The sequence below is a fragment of the Xanthomonas sp. SHU 166 genome, from assembly GCF_000364685.1.
Taxonomy (GTDB): Bacteria; Pseudomonadota; Gammaproteobacteria; order Xanthomonadales; family Xanthomonadaceae; genus Xanthomonas_A; species Xanthomonas_A sontii.
Map to the genome: position 1 here is coordinate 12,355 of NZ_AQOJ01000251.1, position 23,040 is coordinate 35,394.

Annotated in this window: 21 protein-coding genes and 1 tRNA gene; 15 read left to right on the forward strand and 7 right to left on the reverse strand. The window is 68.3% G+C overall.

Features of this window, described 5'->3' with window-relative positions; translation table 11 throughout:
• Positions 1-42: 42 nt before the first annotated feature.
• On the reverse strand, positions 43-822 hold the full coding sequence (locus D180_RS08190; protein WP_017912416.1) for an enoyl-CoA hydratase/isomerase family protein: 780 nt from the start codon (positions 820-822) through the stop codon (positions 43-45).
• A 34-nt stretch (positions 823-856) separates the two neighbouring features.
• Between D180_RS08190 and D180_RS08195 the strand changes: the two genes are divergently transcribed.
• Positions 857-1,303, forward strand: coding sequence for a copper chaperone PCu(A)C (locus D180_RS08195; protein WP_043090644.1), 447 nt, complete (start codon positions 857-859; stop codon positions 1,301-1,303).
• Positions 1,304-1,520: 217 nt separating this feature from the next.
• On the opposite strand, the gene D180_RS08200 is transcribed toward D180_RS08195, so the two are convergent.
• Together D180_RS08200 and uvrA are read right to left on the reverse strand one after the other, a co-directional pair.
• Positions 1,521-1,928, reverse strand: a complete 408-nt coding sequence (locus tag D180_RS08200) for a thioesterase family protein (RefSeq protein ID WP_017912417.1) — start codon at positions 1,926-1,928, stop codon at positions 1,521-1,523.
• Positions 1,928-4,933: an excinuclease ABC subunit UvrA gene (gene uvrA, locus D180_RS08205; RefSeq protein WP_017912418.1), complete on the reverse strand. Its 3,006-nt coding sequence runs from the start codon at positions 4,931-4,933 to the stop codon at positions 1,928-1,930. The genes D180_RS08200 and uvrA overlap by 1 nt, the downstream gene beginning before the upstream one ends.
• Before the next feature lie 296 nt (positions 4,934-5,229).
• Between uvrA and rplU the strand changes: the two genes are divergently transcribed.
• The 3 genes from rplU (at position 5,230) to cgtA (ending at position 7,149) form a co-directional block, all read left to right on the forward strand.
• The gene (gene rplU / locus D180_RS08210) at positions 5,230-5,553 is read left to right on the forward strand and encodes a 50S ribosomal protein L21 (RefSeq protein WP_017912419.1); all 324 of its coding nucleotides are present in this window, start codon (positions 5,230-5,232) and stop codon (positions 5,551-5,553) included.
• A 12-nt stretch (positions 5,554-5,565) separates the two neighbouring features.
• Positions 5,566-5,826, forward strand: coding sequence for a 50S ribosomal protein L27 (rpmA, locus tag D180_RS08215; RefSeq protein WP_010341169.1), 261 nt, complete (start codon positions 5,566-5,568; stop codon positions 5,824-5,826).
• Positions 5,827-6,093: 267 nt separating this feature from the next.
• Positions 6,094-7,149: an Obg family GTPase CgtA gene (cgtA, locus tag D180_RS08220; RefSeq protein WP_017912420.1), complete on the forward strand. Its 1,056-nt coding sequence runs from the start codon at positions 6,094-6,096 to the stop codon at positions 7,147-7,149.
• A gap of 121 nt (positions 7,150-7,270) precedes the next feature.
• Here cgtA and rpsT read toward each other — a convergent pair whose 3' ends face one another.
• Positions 7,271-7,543 (reverse strand): 30S ribosomal protein S20, encoded by a 273-nt coding sequence (rpsT, locus tag D180_RS08225; protein ID WP_010341167.1) that lies wholly within the window; start codon positions 7,541-7,543, stop codon positions 7,271-7,273.
• 116 nt (positions 7,544-7,659) lie between these two features.
• On the opposite strand from rpsT, the gene murJ reads away from it, so the two are divergent.
• The 5 genes from murJ (at position 7,660) to ispH (ending at position 15,080) form a co-directional block, all read left to right on the forward strand.
• A complete protein-coding gene (gene murJ / locus D180_RS08230; RefSeq protein WP_198526527.1) occupies positions 7,660-9,252 on the forward strand; it encodes a murein biosynthesis integral membrane protein MurJ in 1,593 nt (530 codons plus the stop codon).
• A gap of 370 nt (positions 9,253-9,622) precedes the next feature.
• Positions 9,623-10,621 (forward strand): bifunctional riboflavin kinase/FAD synthetase, encoded by a 999-nt coding sequence (locus D180_RS08235; protein ID WP_043090646.1) that lies wholly within the window; start codon positions 9,623-9,625, stop codon positions 10,619-10,621.
• A gap of 6 nt (positions 10,622-10,627) precedes the next feature.
• The gene (gene ileS, locus D180_RS08240; protein WP_017912423.1) at positions 10,628-13,459 is read left to right on the forward strand and encodes an isoleucine--tRNA ligase; all 2,832 of its coding nucleotides are present in this window, start codon (positions 10,628-10,630) and stop codon (positions 13,457-13,459) included.
• 109 nt (positions 13,460-13,568) lie between these two features.
• Entirely contained in the window at positions 13,569-14,072 is a 504-nt protein-coding gene (gene lspA, locus D180_RS08245; RefSeq protein ID WP_017912424.1) for a signal peptidase II, read from the forward strand.
• A gap of 57 nt (positions 14,073-14,129) precedes the next feature.
• Positions 14,130-15,080: a 4-hydroxy-3-methylbut-2-enyl diphosphate reductase gene (ispH, locus tag D180_RS08250; protein ID WP_017907393.1), complete on the forward strand. Its 951-nt coding sequence runs from the start codon at positions 14,130-14,132 to the stop codon at positions 15,078-15,080.
• A 185-nt stretch (positions 15,081-15,265) separates the two neighbouring features.
• Here the strand turns inward: ispH and D180_RS08255 are convergent, their stop codons facing one another.
• Complete coding sequence (locus D180_RS08255; RefSeq protein WP_017912425.1) at positions 15,266-15,985, reverse strand: hypothetical protein; 720 nt, start codon at positions 15,983-15,985, stop codon at positions 15,266-15,268.
• Positions 15,982-16,938 carry a membrane protein gene (locus tag D180_RS08260; RefSeq protein WP_017912426.1) on the reverse strand — a complete coding sequence of 319 codons (957 nt, stop codon included), beginning with the start codon at positions 16,936-16,938 and terminating at the stop codon, positions 15,982-15,984. Before D180_RS08260 ends, D180_RS08255 begins: the two co-directional genes overlap by 4 nt.
• A gap of 119 nt (positions 16,939-17,057) precedes the next feature.
• Here D180_RS08260 and D180_RS08265 point away from each other — a divergent pair.
• The 5 genes from D180_RS08265 to cyoD all read left to right on the forward strand — a co-directional run bounded on the left by D180_RS08265 (position 17,058) and on the right by cyoD (position 21,360).
• Positions 17,058-17,133 (forward strand) — tRNA-Thr (locus D180_RS08265).
• A 317-nt stretch (positions 17,134-17,450) separates the two neighbouring features.
• The gene (gene cyoA, locus D180_RS08270) at positions 17,451-18,392 is read left to right on the forward strand and encodes a ubiquinol oxidase subunit II (protein ID WP_010341159.1); all 942 of its coding nucleotides are present in this window, start codon (positions 17,451-17,453) and stop codon (positions 18,390-18,392) included.
• Entirely contained in the window at positions 18,392-20,392 is a 2,001-nt protein-coding gene (gene cyoB, locus D180_RS08275) for a cytochrome o ubiquinol oxidase subunit I (RefSeq protein ID WP_017912427.1), read from the forward strand. Before cyoA ends, cyoB begins: the two co-directional genes overlap by 1 nt.
• Before the next feature lie 3 nt (positions 20,393-20,395).
• Positions 20,396-21,022 carry a cytochrome o ubiquinol oxidase subunit III gene (gene cyoC / locus D180_RS08280; RefSeq protein WP_017907389.1) on the forward strand — a complete coding sequence of 209 codons (627 nt, stop codon included), beginning with the start codon at positions 20,396-20,398 and terminating at the stop codon, positions 21,020-21,022.
• On the forward strand, positions 21,022-21,360 hold the full coding sequence (gene cyoD / locus D180_RS08285) for a cytochrome o ubiquinol oxidase subunit IV (RefSeq protein ID WP_010341155.1): 339 nt from the start codon (positions 21,022-21,024) through the stop codon (positions 21,358-21,360). Before cyoC ends, cyoD begins: the two co-directional genes overlap by 1 nt.
• Before the next feature lie 108 nt (positions 21,361-21,468).
• Here cyoD and D180_RS08290 read toward each other — a convergent pair whose 3' ends face one another.
• Entirely contained in the window at positions 21,469-21,942 is a 474-nt protein-coding gene (locus D180_RS08290; protein ID WP_232760396.1) for a MarR family winged helix-turn-helix transcriptional regulator, read from the reverse strand.
• 107 nt (positions 21,943-22,049) lie between these two features.
• Here D180_RS08290 and D180_RS08295 point away from each other — a divergent pair, with 107 nt between their 5' ends.
• Positions 22,050-22,820, forward strand: coding sequence for an SDR family NAD(P)-dependent oxidoreductase (locus D180_RS08295; protein ID WP_232760398.1), 771 nt, complete (start codon positions 22,050-22,052; stop codon positions 22,818-22,820).
• Positions 22,821-23,040: the final 220 nt, after the last annotated feature.

Below are 23,040 nucleotides of genomic sequence, written 5' to 3' on the forward strand. Positions count from 1 at the left end.
GATTATAGCGGGCCGTCCGCGCCCGCCCGCGTCCCGCTCCGCTCAGCCCTTGCCCAGCCGCGCCACCAGCGCGCGCAGTGCGGCCTGGGTGTCCGGCGCCTGCCAGTCGTCGATCAGCCGCTCCAGCCCGATGTGCTCGTCGGCCAGCGCCGCGCGCAGGTCGGCGCGGGCGATGGCACGGGTCTGCAGCATCGGCTGCCGCGGGCGCTTGAGCAGGTCCAGCAGCCAGGCCAGCGCGCGCGCCACCACCAGGTCGGCGTCGACCAGTTCGTCGACCAGGCCGATCTCCAGCGCGCGTTCGGCACTGACCAGGTCGCCGCCGACCAGCAGGCGCTCGGCGCGGTGCGCGCCGACCACCCGCCGCAGCAGGCGCTGGATGCCTTCCGGGGCGATCAGGCCGACCTGGGTCTCGTTCAGGCCGATGTGCAGCGGATGCGCCGCATCGGGGCTGCGCGCCATCACCCGGTAGTCGCAGCACAGCGCCAGCACGCAACCGCCGGCCGGGGCGTGGCCGGTCAGCGCCGCGACCACCGGGATCGGGCTGGCGGCCAAGGCGCGCGCCGCGCCGAAGAACTGCTGCCAACTGCCCAGCAGCTTGGCGCGGTCGTCGCCATGGCTCAGCAGGTGCGGTACGTCCATGCCGGCGGAGAACAGGCGTTCGTTGCCCGACAGCACGATGCCGTGCGCGCCCTCGGCGCCGGCCTGCTCGATCGCCTGGATCAGGTGCCGGCACAGCTCGGTGTCCAGCGCATTGACCGGCGGCCGCGCCAGGCGCAGTTCGCGGAGGGGGCCGTGGTTGATCACGTCGATGAGCGTCGTCATGCTGCGGTCTGCTTTCGAAGAAGGAACCTCGGCGATGATAACCAAACCATTCGCTGGCGTATTGTTCGTGCTGTGTGCGGTTGCCGCCACGGCGTCGGCTGCGGAACCGGCGTGCGTCACTCTGGAGCAGGGCTGGACGCGCTTGCCGCCGAATCCGGCGATGCCGATGACCGCCGGCTACGGCGTGCTGCACAACGGCTGCGGCAAGCCGGTCACGGTCGTCGGGGCCAGCAGCCCCGCTTTCGGCGATGTGTCGTTGCACGAAACCACGGTCGTGGCCGGCGTCAGCCGGATGCGCGCGGTCGAGCGCGTGCCGTTGGCGCCTGGCGCCCGCGTGGAACTCAAGCCCGGCGGCATGCACCTGATGCTGATGCAGGGCAAGGGTGCGCTGACCGAAGGCCAGGCCGTGCCGCTGCAGTTGCAACTGGAAGGCGGCGGCAAGGCCGATGCGACGCTGACGGTGCGCAAGCAGGCGATGTAGGGGAGCCTCCTCGGGAAAAGGCGCCTCCCCTCGTCGTAGGAGCGGTTCTCGTCCCCTTTTGTGGGATCAGCCGCGACGGGCGAAGCCCAGCGTCGGCTGAGACCACCCGTCGTCGGGACTGAAGTCCCTCCCACAAGGAGCGCACGCCGCTCCTGCGTGGGCAGCGCCGTTGCACTGCGGACTATGCGCCGGGCCACGCCCGGCGCAAGCGCAGGCCTCAGCTCGTCGCCTTGCGTACGGCGTCCGGCAGCGGCGCGCTCTTGCCGGTCTGGGTGTCCATCCACACCACCACCACGTGGCCGTCGGAGTACAGCCGGCTTTCGTCCTGCTGGTCGACGATGCGGTGGCCGATGGTCACGCTGCTGGTGCCCAGGCGCTCGACGAACAGTTCGACCAGGATGTCGTTGGGCCACACGATCGGCGCGCGGTAGTTGACGTTGGTCGCCGCCACCACCGGGGCGATGCGATCGCTCATCGAGACGCCTTCCACGCCCAGCATCCAGCGCACGCGCGCCTCTTCCAGGTAGGAGATGTACTTGGCGTTGTTGACGTGGCCCATGCTGTCCATGTCGCGCCAGCGCACGCTGATCGGGATGCGCGCCAGGATCTTGTGTTCGCTGCTCATCAAACGTCCTTCTTCTTCTTCTTCTTGGTGCCGGTGCTGGTGGTGCTCTTGCTGGCCTTGCCGCTCTTGGCGGCCACCGCCTGCTTCTTCGCCGGCTTTTCCGGCTTGACCTTGCGCGGCGGGCGCGCATCGGGCTTGTTGGCCATCGCCGCCGGCTGCTCCGGGCGCGCGCTGGTGGACGGCAGCATCCGCGCCAGGAACTGGCCGGTGTACGACTGCGGGCAAGCCGCCACGTCTTCCGGCGTGCCGGTGACCAGGATGGTGCCGCCGCGGTGGCCGCCTTCCGGCCCGAGGTCGACGATCCAGTCCGCGGTCTTGATCACGTCCAGGTTGTGTTCGATCACCACCACGGTGTTGCCCTCGTCGCGCAGCTTGTGCAGCACGCCCAGCAGCGCCTCGATGTCGTGGAAGTGCAGGCCGGTGGTCGGCTCGTCGAGGATGTACAGGGTGCGGCCGGTATCGCGCCGCGACAGTTCCTTGGACAGCTTCACCCGCTGCGCCTCGCCGCCGGACAGGGTGGTCGCGCTCTGCCCGAGCTTGATGTAGCTCAGGCCCACGTCGACCAGGGTCTCCAGCTTGCGCGCGATCGACGGCACCGGCTCGAACAGCTTCAGCGCATCCTCGACGGTCATTTCCAGCACGTCGTTGATGTTGAAGCCCTTGTACAGGATCTCCAGCGTCTCGCGGTTGTAGCGCTTGCCGTGGCAGACGTCGCAGGGCACGTACACGTCCGGCAGGAAGTGCATCTCCACCTTGATCAGGCCGTCGCCCTGGCAGGCCTCGCAGCGGCCGCCGCGCACGTTGAAGCTGAAGCGGCCCGGCGAATAGCCGCGCGAGCGCGCTTCCGGCACCTGCGCGAACAGTTCGCGCAGCGGCGTGAACAGGCCGGTGTAGGTGGCCGGATTGGAGCGCGGGGTGCGGCCGATTGGCGACTGGTCGATGTCCACGACCTTGTCGAACAGGTCCAGGTGCTCGATCTCGCGGTACGGCGCCACGCTGTGCGAGGCGCCGTTGATCTCGTTCGCCGCCAGGGTGAACAGGGTGTCGTTGATCAGCGTCGACTTGCCCGAGCCGGACACGCCGGTGATGCAGGTCAGCAGTCCGGCCGGGATGTCCAGGTTGACGTTCTTGAGGTTGTTGCCGGTAGCCCCGCGCAGGTGCAGGGTCATCTTCGGATTGGCCTTGTGGCGCTTGGCCGGAATCTCGATGCGGCGCTTGCCCGACAGGTATTGCCCGGTCAGCGAGCGCGGCGCCTTCAGCAAGTCCTGCACGCTGCCGTGGCCGACCACCTCGCCGCCGTGCACGCCGGCGCCGGGGCCGATGTCCAGCACGTAGTCGGCCAGGCGGATCGCGTCCTCGTCGTGCTCGACCACGATCACCGTGTTGCCGAGATCGCGCAGGCGGGTGAGGGTGCCGAGCAGGCGTTCGTTGTCGCGCTGGTGCAGGCCGATCGACGGCTCGTCGAGCACGTACATCACCCCGACCAGGCCGGCGCCGATCTGGCTGGCCAGGCGGATGCGCTGCGCCTCGCCGCCGGACAGGGTGTCGGCCTTGCGCTCGAGGGTGAGGTAATCCAGGCCGACGTCGACCAGGAAGCCCAGCCGTTCGGCGATCTCCTTGACGATCTTGCTGGCGATCTCGCCGCGCCAGCCGGGCAGGTCGAGCTGGCGGAAGAAGGTCAGTGCATCGTCGATCGGCAGCACCACCAGGTCCGGCAGCGGACGGTCGGCGACGAACACGTTGCGCGCGGCCTTGTTCAGGCGCGCGCCCTTGCAGTCCGGGCACGGCCGTTCGCTGATGTACTTGGCCAGTTCCTCGCGCACCGCCGGCGATTCGGTCTCGCGGTAGCGGCGCTCCAGGTTGGGGATGATGCCTTCGAAGCGATGCTTGCGCTGGGTGCGGCCACCGGCGTCGGTGAAGTAGGTGAAGGTGATGGTCTCGTCGCCGCTGCCGTACAGCACCGCCTGGCGCACGCTCGCCGGCAGCGACTGCCAGGGCGCGTCGACGTCGAACTTGTAGTGCTTGGCCAGCGAGGCGATCAACTGGAAGTAGTACGCATTGCGCCGGTCCCAGCCGCGTACCGCGCCGGCCGACAGCGACAGCTCCGGATGCACCACCACCCGCTCCGGATCGAAGAACTCGGCCACGCCCAGGCCGTCGCAGCTCGGGCAGGCGCCCATCGGCGCGTTGAACGAGAACAGGCGCGGTTCCAGTTCCGGCAGCGAGTAGTCGCAGACCGGGCAGCTGTACTTGGAGGAGAACAGGTGCGGCGCGGCGGCGGTGTCGTCCAGCGACTGCACCGACACCATGCCGTCGGCCAGCTTCAACGCGGTCTCGAAGCTTTCGGCCAGGCGCTGCTTGATGTCCTCGCGCGGGCGGAAGCGGTCGATCACCGCCTCGATGGTGTGCTTCTGGCGCAGCGCCAGCGCCGGCACCGCGTCGATCTCGTACAGCTCGCCGTCCACGCGCACGCGCACGAAGCCCTGCGCGCGCAGTTGTTCGAACACCTGCGCATGCTCGCCCTTGCGCTCGCGGATCACCGGCGCCAGCAGCATGTAGCGCTGCTCCGGGTCCAGGGTCAGCACCTGGTCGACCATCTGGCTGACCGTCTGCGCCTCCAGCGGATAGCCGTGGTCGGGGCAGCGCGGCTGACCCACGCGTGCGTACAGCAGGCGCAGGTAGTCGTAGATCTCGGTGATGGTGCCGACGGTCGAGCGCGGGTTGTGCGAGGTCGACTTCTGTTCGATCGCGATCGCCGGCGACAGGCCTTCGATGTGATCGATGTCGGGCTTCTCCATCACGCTGAGGAACTGTCGCGCGTACGCCGACAGCGACTCCACGTAGCGGCGCTGGCCCTCGGCGTAGATGGTGTCGAACGCCAGCGAGGACTTGCCGGACCCGGACAGGCCGGTGATCACGATCAGCTTGTCGCGCGGCAGGTCGAGGTCGAGGTTCTTGAGGTTGTGCGTCCGCGCGCCGCGGATGCGGATGTAATCCATCGCCATGAAGAGATTCCGGAATGTGCCGGCCGTGGCGGTGCCGCTGGCCAGTGTGGGGGCGGAAAGGGGACGGCAATCGATCAGCGTACCCAGCTTGTCAGGTGGGGGCAATTGCCGCAGATCCCAGCGCCGCCGGGCGCCGGCGGCTGGCTGGTTCAGGCAGCTGCGCCGGCCCGCGGGGCTTGACAGTCCGGCCCTGGGTGGGCTTGACCCTGCCGCGCGCGGCGGCTTACAATTCCGCTCCTGTCTGCCCGAAACGGCACGGCAGGAACGACCACAATAACTACAGAGGAAGTCTGGTCATGTACGCAGTACTGGTCACCGGTGGTAAGCAATACCGCGTCGCGCAGGGCGAAACGCTCCGCGTGGAAAAGCTCGAAGTCGAAGCCGGCAACGAGATCACGTTCGACAACATCCTGATGCTGGGCGACAGCGACGGCATCAAGATCGGCGACGCGCTGAAGGGCGCCGCCGTCACCGCCAAGGTCGTGGCCCACGGCCGCGCCGACAAGGTGCGCATCATCAAGTTCCGCCGCCGCAAGCACCACATGAAGCGTCAGGGTCATCGGCAGCACTACACCGAAATCGAGATCACCGGGATCGCTGGTTCCGGCGACAACAAGTAAGGAGCAGCAGTCATGGCACACAAAAAAGGCGTAGGTTCCTCGCGCAACGGCCGCGACTCCAACCCGAAGTACCTGGGCGTGAAGATGTTCGGCGGCCAGGCCATCGAAGCCGGCAACATCATCGTGCGTCAGCGCGGCACCCAGTTCCACCCGGGCGCCGGCGTCGGCCTGGGCCGCGACCACACCCTGTTCGCGCTGGTCGACGGCAAGGTCGAGTTCTCGGTGAAGGGCGCCAAGAAGCGTCGCACCGTGAGCGTGGTCACCGAGGCGTAAGTCGCCGGTGTCCAGGGCCTGCGCCGTGGCGCAGGCTTGCTGACGAAAGCCCCGCTTCGGCGGGGTTTTTGTTTTGCGGCTGGGAATGGGGAGTGGGGAATCGGGAATGGGCAAAGGCGCCTCCCGTGAACTCGCCCTGTCCTGGTTGCGTCAGGCAATGCAGTGATGGATTTTGCCGATCTGTGGCTGCGACATAGAATCGTCGCCGCGGCGATGGCTCGCTTTTCCCATTCCCGATTCACCATTCCCCATTCCCGGTTGTTATCCATGAAACTCGTAGACGAAGCGGAAATCCAGGTCACGGCCGGCAATGGCGGCAATGGCTGCATCGGCTTTCGCCGCGAGAAGTTCATCCCGCTGGGTGGGCCCGACGGCGGCGATGGCGGCAATGGCGGCAGTGTGTGGCTGGTCGCCGACGAGAATCTCAACACCCTGGTCGACTTCCGCCACCAGCGCGCGTTCCGTGCGCAGCGCGGAGAGAATGGCATGGGCCGGCAGATGTACGGCAAGGCCGGCGAGGATCTGACCATCACCGTGCCGGTCGGTACCGTGGTGATCAACGTCGAGACCGACGAGGTCATCGGCGACCTGGTCGCGCATGGCGACCGCCTGCTGGTCGCGCAGGGCGGCAAGGGTGGCCTGGGCAACATGCATTTCAAGAGTTCGGTGACGCGCGCGCCGCGCAAGGCGACGCCGGGCGAGGAGGGCGAGGAGCGCACGCTCAAGCTGGAGCTGAAGCTGCTGGCCGACGTCGGCCTGCTGGGCTTCCCCAATGCCGGCAAGAGCACCTTCATCCGCGCCGTGTCCGCGGCCACGCCGAAGGTCGCCGACTACCCGTTCACCACGCTGTATCCGAACCTGGGCGTGGTCAGCGTCGAGGCCTATCGCAGCTTCGTGATCGCCGACATTCCCGGGCTGATCGAGGGGGCCGCCGACGGCGCCGGCCTCGGTGCGCAGTTCCTGCGCCACCTGCAGCGCACCCGTCTGCTGCTGCACCTGGTGGATCTGGCGCCGATGGAGGGTGGCGTGGATGGCGTGTCGCCGACCGAGCAGGTGCGGGCGATCGAGCGCGAGCTGCAGAAGCACGACCCGGAGCTGCTGGCCAAGCCGCGCTGGCTGGTGCTGAACAAGGCCGACCTGATGTTCGAGGACGAGGCGCGGGCGCTGGCCGAGCAGGTCGTCGCCGAACTGGGCTGGACCCAGCCCTGGTACCTGGTGTCGGCGCTGGGTCGCGAAGGCACCTGGCCGATCATGAAGGACGTGATGGCGTTCTTCGACCGCCAGCGCGAGGAGGTGCTGGAGGCGGCCGCCAATGCCTCCTGAGCGTCGCGCCATACGGCGGCGCGCAGCGCGGGGTGACGCGCACACGAAAAACCCGGCCGAGGCCGGGCTTTTTCGTGGTGCTGCCGGAAGCGTGGGCGCTTCCGGCGTCGACGGCGGCCGATCAGGCGGCGGTCTTGATCGCCTTGATGCGGGCGCTCAGGCGGCTCTTGTGACGGGCAGCCTTGTTCTTGTGGATCAGGCCACGCGAGCTGAAACGGTCGAGGATCGGCTGGGCGATGGCGAAAGCGGCTTCGGCGCCGGCTGCGTCGTTGGCGTCCAGGGCCTTGATGACCTTCTTGACGGCGGTGCGCAGCATCGAACGCTGAGCCGTGTTGCGCGCGTTGCGCACGACGGTCTGCTTGGCGCGCTTCTTGGCGGACTTGATATTGGCCACGGTGGTGGTTTCCTGGAAAGCTGTGTGGTGGATAAAAACAAGCGGGAGAGTATGAAGCGTCCGAATATTCGCGTCAAGTCAATTGTCAAGAGGGCCGCCGCATGAGTCAGCCGCGCATGCTTCGCGGGCTGCTGTCGTTTAGTAGCATGACCATGGTGTCGCGCCTGCTGGGGCTGGTGCGCGACCAGGCCATCAACTATTCCTTCGGCTCGAACGCCACCAGCGATGCGTTCTGGGTAGCGTTCCGCATTCCCAACTTCCTGCGCCGGCTGTTCGCCGAAGGCTCGTTCGCCACCGCCTTCGTGCCGGTGTTCACCGAGGTGAAGGAAACCCGCCCGCACGCCGACCTGCGCGCGCTGATGTCGCGGGTGTCCGGCACCCTGGGCGGAGTGTTGCTGCTGGTCACCGCGCTGGGGCTGATCTTCACCCCGCAGATGGCGATGCTGTTCAATCCTGGCTCGATCGACAATCCGGCCAAGTTCGGGCTGATCGTCGACCTGCTGCGGCTGACCTTCCCGTTCCTGCTGTTCGTGTCGCTGACCGCGCTGGCCGGCGGCGCGCTCAACAGCTTCCATCGCTTCGGCCTGCCGGCGCTGACCCCGGTGATCCTCAACCTGTGCATGATCGCCGGCGCATTGTGGCTGGCGCCGCGGCTGCAGGTGCCGATCCTGGCGATGGGCTGGGCGGTGCTGGTGGCCGGCGTGCTGCAGTTGCTGTTCCAGTTGCCGGCCCTGCGCGGCATCGACCTGCTGACCCTGCCGCGCTGGGGCTGGCAGCATCCGGACGTGCGCCGGGTGCTGACCCTGATGGTGCCGACCCTGTTCGGCTCCTCGATCGCGCAGATCAATTTGCTGCTGGACACGGTGATCGCCTCGTTCCTGTACGCCGGGTCGCAGAGCTGGCTGTCGCAGGCCGACCGCTTCCTGGAGCTGCCGCTGGGCGTATTCGGGGTGGCCCTGGGCACGGTGATCCTGCCGGCGCTGTCGCGGCACCACGTCAAAACCGATCGCGCCGGGTTCTCCAACGCGCTGGACTGGGGGCTGCGTACCACCTTGCTGATCGCGGTGCCGGCGACCCTGGGCTTGATGTTGCTGAGCCAGCCGCTGGTGGCGACCCTGTTCCAGTACGGCAAGTTCACCGCTTTCGACACGCGGATGGCGGCGATGTCGGTGTTCGGGCTGAGCTTCGGCCTGCCGGCGTTCGCCCTGCTCAAGGTGCTGTTGCCGGCGTTCTACTCGCGCCAGGACACGCGCACGCCGGTGCGCGCCGGCGTCGCCGCGCTGGTCGCCAACATGGCGCTGAACCTGTTGTTCCTGGTGATCCTGTACCAGTTGTGGGTGCCGGCGGAACTGCGCGCGCAGGGCGTGCGTGCGGCGCTGGCGGCGGTGCCGGGCCTGCACCTGGCGCTGGGTCTGGCCAGTGCGGTCGCCAGCTATCTCAACCTGTCGCTGCTGTGGCGCTGGCTGCGCCGCGACCAGGTCTACCAGCCCAAGCCGGGCTGGGGCGGTTACCTGCTGCGGCTGGGCCTTGCCTGTGCGCCCATGGTTGCGGTGCTGCTGCTGGGTCAGCATTGGCTGCCGGCGTTCACCGGCATGGACAAGTGGCACCGTATCGGCGGCCTGCTGCTGCTGGTCGGCGGCGGCGGCGCGGTGTACCTGCTGGCCTTGCTGGCGCTGGGGTTCCGGCCGCGGGATCTGCGCGAGCATTGAAGCCGGGGTCCGGGGTCCGGGGTCCGGGGTTCGGGGTTCGGGGTTCGGGACCCGGGACCCGGGACCCGGGAGTGCTAAGCGCTTGCGATTGCATTGTGGGAGGGGCTTCAGCCCCGACGGGCCTTCCCGGGAAAGCCCGTCGGGACTGAAGTCCCTCCCACAGTAAAGTGATCACTTTGTTTTTGCCGGATCGCCTGGCGGCGGTCTGGCTCCGCACGCCGATGCTGCCGTCCCGGGTCCCGGGTCCCGGGTCCCGGGTCCCGAGCCCCGAGCCCCGAGCCCCGAGCCCCGAGCCAAGCCCCCACCCGCTATACTCGACGGTTACGCATCATCGACCGGCGCTTCCTGCGCCGGCGCTTCGGACCGAGGAATGAGCAGGCTGTTTAGAGACGTCGAGGGCGGGACCCTGTTCCCGCAGGGAAGCGTGGTCTGCATCGGCGCCTTCGATGGCCTGCACCTGGGCCACCGCGCGCTGGTGCGGCAGGCGATCGCGCGCGCGCGCGAAGCGGGCGTGCCGGCGGTGGCGCTGAGTTTCGAGCCGCTGCCGCGCGAGTTCTTCGCCCCGGCCGCGCCGCCGCCGCGGCTGACCCTGGCCCGGGCCAAGGTGCAGGGCCTGCTCCAACTCGGCATCGACAGCGTCGGCCTGCTGCGCTTCGACCGGCGCATGGCCTCGATGAGCGCGGAGGACTTCGTGCAGCGCGTGCTGGTCGAGCGCCTGCACGCGCGCGAGGTCTGGATCGGCCCGGCGTTCCGCTTCGGTCACAAGCGCGGCGGCGACATCGCGCTGCTGCGTGCGCTGGGCGCCCAGCATGGCTTTGCCGCCGACGAGATCGCGCCGGTGCACCTGCGCGAGGAGCGCATTTCCAGCACCCGCATCCGCGAGCTGCTGGTGGCTGGCGAGTTCGCCCATGCCGCCGAACTGCTCGGCCGTCCGTATGCGATCGGCGGCCGCGTGGTGCGCGGCAAGCAGCTCGGGCGCACGCTCGGCTATCCCACCGCCAACCTGCGGTTCGCCCGCACCCCGGCGCTGTCCGGCATCTACGCCACCTGGGTGCACGGGGTGGCGGCGCAGCCGTGGCCGTCGGTGTCCAGTTTCGGCACCCGCCCGACCGTGCAGGGCGTGGAGCCGCTGCTGGAAGCGCACCTGTTCGATTTCCAGGGCGACCTGTACGGTCGCCACATCGAGGTGGAGTTCGTCGCCAAGCTGCGCGACGAGGAAACCTTTGCCGATCTGCCGGCGCTGACCGCGCAGATGCACCGCGACGCCGCGCTGGCGCGGCAACTGCTCGCTGCGCCTGCTGGCGCGGGCCTGCCGCCCGTGTCCGCCGCCCCGCGCGCGGACCTCCCCCTGAAGACCACCGACCGGTAACTGCCCGTGACCCAGGACTACAAAGCCACCCTCCATCTGCCGGCGACCGAGTTCCCGATGCGCGGCGACCTGCCCAAGCGCGAGCCGGACATCCTGGCGCGCTGGGAGAGCGAGGGCCTGTACACGCGGCTGCGCGACAACGCCCAGGGCCGGCCGCTGTTCGTGCTGCACGACGGCCCGCCCTACGCCAATGGCGCGATCCACCTCGGCCATGCGGTCAACAAGATCCTCAAGGACATCATCGTCAAGTCCAAGTACCTGTCCGGCTACGACGCGCCGTACATCCCGGGCTGGGACTGCCATGGCCTGCCGATCGAGATCGCGATCGAGAAGAAGTTCGGCAAGGTCGGGGTCAAGCTGGATGCGGTGGAGTTCCGGCAGAAGTGCCGCGAATACGCCAACGCGCAGATCGACATCCAGCGCCGCGACTTCAAGCGCCTGGGCGTGATCGGCGACTGGGACAACCCGTACCGCACGCTGGACTTCCATTTCGAGGCCAACGAGATCCGCGCGCTGGCGCGGATCGTCGAGAACGGCCACCTGACCCGCGGCGTGAAGCCGGTGCACTGGTGCTTCGACTGCGGTTCGGCACTGGCCGAGGCCGAGATCGAGTACGCCGACAAGCAGTCGCCGACGGTGGACGTGGCCTACACGGCCCGCGACGGCGCGGCGCTGGCCGCCGCGTTCGGTGCGACCCTGCCGGACGGTGCCGAAGTGGCCGTGCCGATCTGGACCACCACGCCGTGGACGCTGCCGGCCTCGCTGGCGGTCTCATTGGGGCCGGAGCTGGTCTATGCGCTGGTCGAAGGCCCGGCCCGCGACGGCCGCCGCCGCTGGCTGGTGCTGGCCGATGCGCTGGCCGAGCGCGCGCTGCAACGCTATGGCGTCGATGAGGTCGTGGTGCACGGCCGCGTCGCCGGCGCGGCGCTGGAGCACCAAGTGCTGGCGCACCCCTTCTACGACGAGCGCGACGTGCCGGTGATCCTCGGCACCCACGTGTCCGACACCGACGGTACCGGCGCGGTGCACACCGCCCCCGGCCACGGCCAGGAGGACTACGTGGCGGTCAAGCCGTACGGGCTGCTGGAGCGCTACGGCGCGGCGCAGATCAACCCGGTGGATGCGCGCGGCGTGTACCTGCCGTCGACCCCCGCGGTCGATGGCATGGAGCTGGCCGGGCTGCACATCTGGAAGGCCAACGACGTCATCGCCGACCTGCTGGCCGCGCGCGGGCTGCTGCTGGCGCGCGCCAGCATGGTCCACAGCTACCCGCATTGCTGGCGCCACAAGACCCCGATCGCGTTCCGCGCCACGCCGCAGTGGTTCATCTCGATGGAGCAGGCCAACCTGCGCGCCGAGGCGCTGCAGGCCATCGAAGGCGTGCACTGGTACCCGGCCTGGGGCCAGGCGCGCATCGCCGGCATGGTCGCCGGGCGCCCGGACTGGACGATCTCGCGCCAGCGCACCTGGGGCGTGCCGATCGCGCTGTTCGTGCATCGCGAGACCGGCGAGCCGCACCCGCGCAGCACCGAACTGATGCGCCAGGTCGCCGACCGGGTCGAGGAGGGCGGGGTGGACGTGTGGTACGCGCTGGACGCCGCCGAACTGCTCGGCGACGAGGCGGCCGACTACGAGAAGATCACCGACATCCTCGACGTCTGGTTCGATTCCGGCGTCACCCACGAGGCGGTGCTGACCGAACGCGGCCTGCCCAAGCCGGCCGACCTGTACCTGGAAGGTTCCGACCAGCACCGCGGCTGGTTCCAGTCCTCGCTGCTGACCGGCGTGGCGTTGGACCACGCGGCGCCTTACCGGCAGTGCCTGACCCACGGCTTCACCGTGGACGAGCACGGCCGCAAGATGTCCAAGTCGCTGGGCAACGGCATCGAGCCGCAGGACATCATGAAGACCCTGGGCGCGGACATCCTGCGCCTGTGGATCGCCTCGGCCGACTACAGCAACGAGATGTCGCTGTCGCAGGAGATCCTCAAGCGCAACGCCGACGCCTACCGGCGCCTGCGCAACACCGCGCGCTTCCTGCTCGGCAACCTGCACGGCTTCACTCCGACCGTGCACCTGCGGCCGCTGCCGGAACTGGTGGCGCTGGACCGCTGGATCGTGCACCGCGCCTACGAGGTGCAGGAGCAGATCAAGGCCGCCTACGCGCGCTACGACTTCGCCGCGATCGTGCAGGCGCTGCTGAACTTCTGCAGCGTGGACCTGGGGTCGCTGTACCTGGACGTGACCAAGGACCGGCTGTACACGATGGCCGAGGATTCGCTTGGCCGGCGCTCGGCGCAGACCGCGATGTTCCATGTGGCCGAGGCCTTCGTGCGCTGGATCGCGCCGATCCTGAGCTTCACCGCCGACGAGCTGTGGGGTTACCTGCCGGGCGCGCACCTGGGCAACGTGCTGTTCGCGACCTGGTACGAAGGCCTGGCGCCGTTGCCGGACGACGCGGCGCTGAGCGCGGCCGACTTCGAGCGGTTGCTGGCGCTGCGCGAGCAGGTGGCCAAGGTGCTGGAGCCGATGCGCGGCAACGGCGTGATCGGTGCCGCCCTGGAGGCGGAGATCACCGTCGCCGCCGACGCGGCCACCGCGGCGAAGCTGCAGCCGCTGCAGGAAGAGTTGCGCTTCCTGTTCATCAGCGGCGACGTGGTGGTGCGCGAGGCCAGCACCGACGAGATCTTCGTCAGCGCCCAGGCCACCGAGAAGCCCAAGTGCGTGCGTTGCTGGCACTACCGCGCCGACGTCGGCGCCGACCCGGCGCACCCGGAACTGTGCGGCCGCTGCGTCAGCAACATCGAAGGACCGGGCGAGGAGCGCCGCTGGTTCTGAGTGCCGTCCCCGGCCACGCGGCTTGCGCGTCGCCGTGGCCGACGGCGGCGCCGTGGCTGCGGCGCCGGCCATCCTTCCTTTCCTTCTTCGCCCAAGGCGGACTTCCCGCATGACCGCACGACCCAACCCTTCCGCCCTGATCTGGCTGCTGCTGTCGGCCGCGGTGATCGGCCTGGACCAGTGGAGCAAGGCCTGGGTGCTGTCCAGCCTGCCCGAGTTCACCGCGGTGCCGGTGATCCCCGGCTTCTGGAACTGGTACCGGACCTACAACACCGGCGCGGCATTCAGTTTCCTGAGCCAGGCCGGCGGCTGGCAGCTCTGGTTCTTCACCGTGCTGGCGGTGGGCATCAGCGCCCTGCTGGCCTGGTGGCTGGCGCGCACCCCGCGCGGCGAGTGGCGCAGCGCGCTGCCGTACGCGCTGGTGATCGGCGGGGCGATCGGCAACGTGATCGACCGGCTGATGCACGGCCACGTGGTCGATTTCATCCAGTGGTACGTGGGCGAGCATTACTGGCCCTCGTTCAACATCGCCGACTCGGCGATCGTCGCCGGCGCCATCGGCATCGCCCTGTTCGGCGTGTTCGACGGCAAGGCGAAGCGAAAAGCGGGATAATCGGTGCCACTCTCCCTGTCGAAGCGCCTGGCCCCCTGCGGCCGGCGGATCTAGCTAATGGATGTCCTGCTCGCCAACCCCCGCGGCTTCTGCGCCGGCGTCGATCGCGCCATCGAGATCGTCAAGCGCGCCATCGAAACCCTGGGCGCGCCGATCTACGTGCGCCACGAGGTGGTGCACAACCGCTTCGTGGTCGACGACCTCAAGCAGCGCGGCGCGATCTTCGTCGAGGAACTGGACGAGGTGCCCGACGGCAACACGGTGATCTTCAGCGCCCACGGCGTGGCCCAGGCGGTGCGCCAGGAGGCCGAGCGGCGCGGGCTGAAGGTGTTCGACGCGACCTGCCCGCTGGTGACCAAGGTGCATTTCGAGGTGGCCCGGCACTGCCGCGCCGGCCGCGACGTGGTGCTGATCGGCCACGCCGGCCACCCGGAGGTGGAAGGCACAATGGGGCAGTGGGACCGCGAGTGCGGCACCGGGCGCATCTACCTGGTCGAGGACATCGAGCAGGTCGCCACGCTGGACGTGCAGCAGCCGGAGAACCTGGCCTACACCACCCAGACCACGCTGTCGGTGGACGACACCCGCGGCATCATCGAGGCGCTGCGTGCGCGCTACCCGGCGATGCAGGGCCCGAAGAACGACGATATCTGCTACGCCACCCAGAACCGCCAGGACGCGGTGCGCGACCTGGCCAAGGAGTGCGACCTGGTGCTGGTGGTCGGCTCGCCGAACAGCTCCAATTCCAACCGGCTCAGCGAGCTGGCGCGGCGCGACGGGGTGGAGTCCTACCTGATCGACGGCGCCGACGAGATCGATCCCGCCTGGATCGCCGGCAAGCGCCGCATCGGTCTGACCGCCGGCGCCTCGGCGCCGCAGGTGCTGGTGGACGGCGTGATCGCGCGGCTGCGCGAACTCGGCGCCGATGGCGTGTCGGAACTGGCGGGCGAGCCGGAGTCGATGGTGTTCGCCCTGCCGAAGGAATTGCGGCTGCGTCTGGTCGACTGACGGTCGCGTTCGGTCGCGTGTTCGTATGCTGGATGGGCGTATCTGTCGCGGCGCGCGTAGGAGCGGCTGTCAGCCGCGACGGGCGATCCCGGTAAAGCCTGTCGCGGCTGATCCCCGAAAAGGGGACAAGAGTCGTTCCTGCGAGATGACGTGATGGGGTGCTGCCGCGTGGCAAGCGCCACGGCTTACTGGCGCTGCATGCCGCGCGGCCGTCCCTGTGCATCGAACTCGATGCCCACGCTGACGCGATCGCCTTGCACGCCGTCCGGCATCCAGCGCAGGCGGCCGCGCCGGCCCACCAGCACGTACACGTGATCCACTTTCTTCGGCTCGGCCTGTAGCGCCTGGCCCTGTTCCTGCAGGGCCGTGGCCACCCGGTAGGCGCCCTCGAAATCGATGTCCTGCAGCGCGGCGGTGTCGGTGGCCGGCTTGAGGAACGGCCCGAACATGCGCGGATTCACTGGCGCATCCTTGTGCCAGGCCTCGTCGTGGAAGCTGTATTCGTCCACGTGGTCCGGCTGTGCGGGGTCCAGCAGTTCGAGTCCGATCCGGTTGTCGTAGAAATGCACGGCATGGAACACGCGCGGGTCGTGGCCCTGCAGGTCGGGCAGGTCCGCCAGCGCCTGCCGGGCCGCGCGCAGCCGCTGCGGGTCGAACAGCAGGTTGCCGCGTGGTGCCGGCGTCGGCGCCGGCTCGGTGTCGGCAGCGCGGGCAGTCGGGGTCGGCACCGCCAGCGATTGCGGCTTGGAGGGGGACTGCAGGGTGGCCACCGGGTCCATCGCCTGCAGGCGCGGTCCCGCCTGCAGGGTGGCGCGGATGGTGTCCCAGGCGCCGCCGGCGAAGGCGAGGCCGCCGAGCAGCAGCACCACGCCGGCGAAGACCAGTGGGGTGGACGGCGTCTTCATGGCAGCTCCAGGTCGGCGCGGGTGGGGTGTTGCGGGTCGTACAGCACCGACACCGTGTCGCGCGGCAGTTGTCCGACGTCGAGCAGCGACACGAACCGCCGCATCGTCGCCTCGTGCGGGTTGCCCGACGCGTCCTTGAACGCCACGCGGAACTCCACCTGCGGCTGCTCGTTGAGGGTGGTGCCGGTCTGGCGCAGGTCCAGCACCCGCGCACGCGCGCGCAGGCCGCGGTACTTCAGGGTCTCGTCGGTGGCGTTGCGGCGGATCACGCGCAGGATCACGCGCAGCGCCAGCACGTAGCCGTTGAGTACCAGCGCACTCATCAGTAGCGGATGGTTGAAGGACAGGAAGGTCCAGCCCAGCCCGCGCTTCTGCAGGCGCCAGGCCGCCACGTAGGCCGCGCCGACCAGGACCACCAGCAGCACGGCGCCGGCCGCGCGTCGCCACAGGCTGGCGCGGTCCAGGGCCGGCTCGGCGTCCTCCAATACCAGGTTCGGCGCGGCGCCCGGCGCGGTGCTCAGCCGCAGCGGCACGGTGCGCCCGCTCTCGAAGCGGCGTTGCGCCGGCTTGCGGTCCACGATCAACACGGTGTCGCGGATGGATGTGCCGGACAGGTTGTCGAAGGCCAGGGTCAGCGACAGCTGCGGCCATCCCTTGACCTCGACCCCGGTCGGGGCGGCGCGTTCGATCAGTGCCTCGCGGCGCACGCCGTGGGCGAGCAGGTGGCGCACGCGGTGCAGGGCGCGCCCGGGCATGAGCAGCAGCGTGTCCAGGTAGGCGTAGAGCAGGTGCAGCCACAGGCCCAGCGACAGCGCCAGCAGGGTCAGCGCCCATGCGGGCGTGCTGGGCTGGGCCAGCACGCGTGGCCAGTCGTTGGCGAAATACAGGATGCAGGGGAAGGGGATGGCGAAGAACAGCAGGAACGCGAGCCAGAACCAGGCGAACAACTTCACGATGAGCGGGGGATGGGGACGACGGGGGCCGGAGGGTAACCCACCGATTGCGGCGCGCGCGCGAAGGCCAGGGCAGCGATTGACCCCGGCCCGGGCCGACGCCTAGAATTGCCAGTTCCGCCGGAATAGCTCAGTCGGTAGAGCGGCGCATTCGTAATGCGTAGGTCGCAGGTTCGACTCCTGTTTCCGGCACCAGTCGTACCCAGAAGGCAGCCGCGAGGCTGCCTTCCTGGTGTCTGCGCTCCCGTTTTTCTGCGACGCAGGTCCGTGCGCGCGGCGGCCTGCGACGCCGTGTCGCAGGCGGGTGCGGCAATGTGTCGCACATAAAAACGCGGCCTGGCGCCCGCCCGGGCTTGTCAATGACTTCCGGAGTTGCCGCACGGCAGCATAAAATGCGTCGTTGATCGCGCATGCCGGCCCGGATGCCGCGGCGGACGCGGAACAGCCCCCTCTACGGCGCTCCGCCTCCCGCTCCCGCGCGGTTCGCATCCCCTACGCAATTGGATCGTTCGATGATTCCGTTGAAACAACTCCGGCGCTCGCTGCGCTCCGGTCTGTTGCTGCTTGCCGCACTGCTGTTGGCCGGCTGCAACTCGGCCATCCTCAACCCCAAGGGTCAGATCGGCCACGACGAGAAGACGCTGCTGATCACCTCGGTGGTGCTGATGCTGCTGGTGGTGATCCCGGTCATCGTGATGACCCTGGCCTTCGCCTGGCGCTACCGCGCGTCCAACACCAAGGCCCGCTACGAGCCGAACTGGTCGCACTCCACGGCGATCGAGGTGGTGGTGTGGTCGATCCCGTGCATGATCATCCTGGTCCTGGCGGTGCTGACCTGGCGCTCCTCGCATGCGCTGGATCCGTACAAGCCGCTGGACTCCAAGGTCAAGCCGATCACCATCGAGGCGGTGGCGCTGGACTGGAAGTGGATGTTCATCTACCCGGAGCAGGGCATCGCCACGGTCAACGAGATCGCGTTCCCGGTCGACACGCCGCTGAACTTCAAGATCACCTCCGACACGGTGATGAACTCGTTCTTCATCCCGCACCTGGGCACGCAGATCTACGCGATGGCCGGCATGGAGACCAAGCTGCACCTGATCGCCAACGAGCCGGGCGAGATGTTCGGCCTGTCGGCCAACTACAGCGGCCACGGCTTCTCGAAGATGGGCTTCGCCGCGCATGCCACCGACCGCGCCGGTTTCGACGCGTGGGTGGCCAAGGTCAAGGCCTCGCAGAAGACCCTGGACCAGGCCGAGTTCCAGGTGCTGGCGGCCAACCGCAACGACAAGGCCGCTTACCCGGTGACGTACTACGCCTCGGTGCAGGACGGTCTGTTCAAGTCGTTGATCGACAAATACATGATGGGCAAGGGCCACAAGATGGAAGGCCACGACGCTCATCCGGCATCGGCTGCTGAGCCGGTCGCCATGTGCACTTCTGGAGACAAGTGATGCTAGGCAAACTCACGCTCGAGGCGGTTCCGTACCACGAGCCGATCATCATGGCGGCCCTCGGCGGCGCCGGCCTGCTCGGCCTGCTGGTGGTGGCCGCGGTCACCAAGTACAAGCTGTGGGGCTACCTCTGGAAGGAGTGGTTCACCTCGGTCGACCACAAGCGCATCGGCGTCATGTACATCGTGGTGGCGCTGATCATGCTGCTGCGCGGCTTCGCCGACGCGGCGATGATGCGCACCCAGCAGGCGATCGCGCACGGCGGCAACGAAGGCATCTTCCCGCCGCACCACTACGATCAGATCTTCACAGCGCACGGCGTGATCATGATCTTCTTCATGGCCATGCCGTTCATGACCGGCCTGCTGAACCTGATCGTGCCGCTGCAGATCGGTGCGCGCGACGTGGCGTTCCCGTTCCTGAACTCGCTGAGCTTCTGGCTGTTCGTGGCCGGCGCGGCGCTGGTCAACATCTCCCTGGGCGTGGGCGAGTTCGCGCAGACCGGCTGGCTGGCCTATCCGCCGCTGTCCGGGCTGGAATACAGTCCAGGCGTCGGTGTCGACTACTACATCTGGGCGTTGCAGATCTCGGGCCTGGGCACATTGCTCACCGGCATCAACTTCTTCGTGACGATCATGCGCATGCGCGCGCCGGGCATGACCCTGATGCGCATGCCGATCTTCACCTGGACCGCGCTGATCACCAACATCCTGATCATCGCCGCGTTCCCGATCCTGACCGTGGCGCTGGCGCTGCTGGGTGCGGACCGCTACCTGGGCACGCACTTCTTCACCAACGACGGTGGCGGCAACGCCATGATGTACGTCAACCTGATCTGGATCTGGGGCCACCCGGAGGTCTACATCCTGATCCTGCCGGCGTTCGGCATCTTCTCCGAGCTGATCGCCACCTTCAGCCGCAAGCGCCTGTTCGGCTACACCTCGATGGTGTACGCGACCTCGTGCATCGGCGTGCTGTCGTTCATCGTGTGGCTGCACCACTTCTTCACCATGGGCTCGGGCGCCAACGTCAATGCCTTCTTCGGCATCACGACGATGATCATCTCGATCCCCACCGGCGTGAAGATCTTCAACTGGCTGTTCACCATGTTCCGCGGCCGCGTGCACATGACCGCACCGGTGCTGTGGACCATCGGCTTCATCATCACCTTCGTCATCGGCGGCATGACCGGCGTGATGCTGGCGATCCCGGCGGTGGACTTCGTGCTGCACAACAGCCTGTTCCTGATCGCGCACTTCCATAACGTGATCATCGGCGGCGTGGTGTTCGGCTACCTGGCGGGCCTGACCTACTGGTTCCCGAAGGCGTTCGGCTTCAAGCTCAACGAGAAGCTGGGCAAGGCCTCGTTCTGGTGCTGGATCATCGGCTTCTTCATCGCCTTCATGCCGCTGTACGTGCTCGGCTTCATGGGCATGACCCGGCGTATGAACAGCTACAACCATCCGGAGTGGGCGCCGTGGCTGATGGTGGCCGCGGTGGGTGCGGCGATCATCGGTACCGGCATCTTCCTGAACCTGGTGCAGATCGGCTACAGCATCTGGAAGCGCAAGGACAACATGGACCTGACCGGCGACCCGTGGGATGGCCGCACCCTGGAGTGGGCGACCTCCTCGCCGCCGCCGTTCTACAACTTCGCCGTGCTGCCGCACATCGACGACCGCGACCAGTTCTGGGAAGACAAGCTCAAGGGCAAGGGCTGGCCGCGTCCGGCCAAGTACGAACCGATCCACATGCCGCGCAACACGGCGGCGGGCTTCTGGATCGGCGCCTTCAGTATCGTCCTGGGCTTCGGTCTGACCTGGCACATCTGGTGGATGGCGGTGATCGGTCTGGTCGGCATGATCGGCAGCTTCATCGCGCGCACCTTCGATGACGACATCGATTACTGGGTCCCGGCGGAGGAAGTGGAGCGCATCGAGAACGCGCGCTTCGCCCTGCTGGAACAGCAACACGCGGCCAACGCCGCAAAGGCGGTCTGAACCATGGCTTCCACGACGCTCGATTCCCACGCCGCCCACGCGGGCGGCCACGACCACGACCACGAACACCACGACGCGGGCGGCAACACCGTCTTCGGGTTCTGGGTCTACCTGATGAGCGACTGCCTCATCTTCGCCGGCCTGTTCGCCACCTATGCGGTGCTGGCCGGCGCGACGGTGGACGGCCCGACCGCCAAGGAACTGTTCGACCTGAAGTTCGTGCTGGTGGAAACCTTCCTGCTGCTGTTCAGCAGCCTGGGCTTCGGCCTGGCGATGATCTCGGCGAACAAGCGCAGCATGGGCGGCCTGTACGGCTGGCTGGCGGTCACCGCGGCGCTGGGCCTGGGCTTCCTGGGCATGGAGCTCTACGAGTTCCACCACCTGATCGAAGAGGGCGCCGGCCCCGGCCGCAGTGCGTTTTTGTCGGCCTTCTTCACCCTGGTCGGCACCCATGGTCTGCACGTGGCCTCGGGCCTGCTGTGGATGACCGTGCTGGTGATCCAGATCGCCAAGAACGGCCTGACCCCGCGCAACATGACCCGCCTGGCGTGCCTGAGCCTGTTCTGGCACTTCCTGGACGTGATCTGGATCGGCGTGTTCACCATCGTCTACCTGCTGGGAGCGCTGTAATGGCCAACCATCATTCCTCCGACACGCACGCCGAGCACGGCCATGGCGGCGGCCTGAAGTCCTACCTGGTCGGCTTCGTGCTGGCGGTGATCCTGACCGTGATTCCGTTCGGCATGGTGATGAGCGGGGCGTTCCCGCGCGGCGTCACCGTCATCGTCATCGCGGTGCTGGCCGCGGTGCAGATGCTGGTGCACCTGATCTACTTCCTGCACATGGACCGTTCGGCCGAACAGCGCTCCAACGTGCACGTGGGCCTGTTCTCGCTGCTGATCATCGGCATCGTGGTGGTCGGCTCGCTGTGGGTCATGCACAACCTCAACGTCAACATGATGCACTGAGGGCGGCACCGCCGCAGGTTCGCGAAGGCCGCCTCCGGGCGGCCTTTTGCGTTCTACGGTCCGCGCGGCAGCCCTGCAAGGCGCAGATGGCCGATGGGCGCGCTGCCGTCAGCTGCGGTCCGAGCCGAGCGTCGCGGAGAGTTTCAGCAGGACCTGCGCGTCTTCCGCGCTGAGGCGATCGAGCAGCCAGGTTCTGACCGCGGCGGCGTGGATCGGCCGCGCCGCTGCGATCTTCTCCCGGCCCAGGGCGGTGATGGTCACCGTCACCACGCGCGGTTCTGCTTCGCTGCGGCGGACCAGCCCGCGCGTCTGCATCCGGGTGAGTTGATGCGACAGCCGGCTCTTGTGCCATCCCATGGAATCGGCGAGCGCCTGCTGCCGCAGCTCGCCCTTGCCCAGGTCCACCAGCCGCGACAGCACGCCGAAGTCGCTGCCGGTCAGGCCGGCGTGGTCGGCCAGGTCCTTTTCGACGGCGGCCATCACCGTCTGGCCCATCTGCTTGAAGGCGTGCCAGATCGCCAGTTCGCCTGCGGAGAGTCGTGCGTGCTTCATGCGGTCACCATAGGTGGCGCTGGTTGACATGGCAACCCGAAGAGCGTACTTCTAGGTTGACATGGCAACCTATGCGTGGCCGCTGGCAGGCGTGCGATGCCAGCCGAGCGGACACGCGGTTCCTGGAGGCGATGGCGATGTCCGCAATGACGTTCGCAGGTGTGGATGTGGTGATGACCGGCGGCAGCGACGGCATCGGGTTCGGCCTCGCGCGGCGCTTTCTGGCCGCGGGCGCAAACGTGCTGGTCACCGGCCGCGATGCAGGCAAGCTCGACCGCGCGGCCCAGGCCGCGCCCGGCCTGCAGACCCTGGTCAACGACATCGGGGTCGCCGAAGAGCGCGAGCGACTGGCGCAGTACCTGCGAGCGCGGCATCCCGGGCTGCGCGTGGTCGTCAACAACGCCGGCATCCAGCGGCGCGTCGCGCTCGCCGACGACCAGGCGCCCTGGGCCGAGCACCAGCGCGAGATCGACATCCTGTTCGCTGCCGTCGTGCATCTGAACCATTTGCTGGTCCCGCTGTTGCTGCAGCATGGCGAGCCTGCACTGATCGCCAATGTCTCCTCCGGCGGCGCCTTCGTTCCGCAACCGTTCGCCCCGGTCTACAGCGCCTGCAAGGCCGCGCTCCACCGCTATACGCGCAATCTCCGCTTCGCGCTTGCCGCGACGCCGGTCAGGGTCGTCGAGATCATTCCGCCCGCGGTCCGCACCGCGCTGGCGGGCCCGGGCATGGCCCATGGCGCGGACCTGGACGACTTCTGCGACGCCATCTTCGCCGGCCTCGCGGCGGGGCAGGCCGACGAGCTCGGCTTCGGAATGACCGATTCGGCGGAGTTTCGGCAGCGTCTCGACGTGGAGCGTGCCGTGTTCGATGAATTCTCCGGACGCTTTCCCGTTCGCAGGTACTGAAGCGGCGGCGCCGGTGTAACCGGCGCGCCGGGGTTGTCCCGCTCACGCCATGCAAGGCGCGTCGGTGAGTTCGCACAACGGCAGCCAGGTCGGCACGCCGTCGCTGTTGCGGATCAACAGGCCCAGTTGCCCATGTTGCTGCAGCGGCTGGGCGTAGACCGGCGCGATGCCGGGTGCCGCGCGGGCGGGGGCTGCCGCCGCCGTTGCCGGGAAGGCGCTG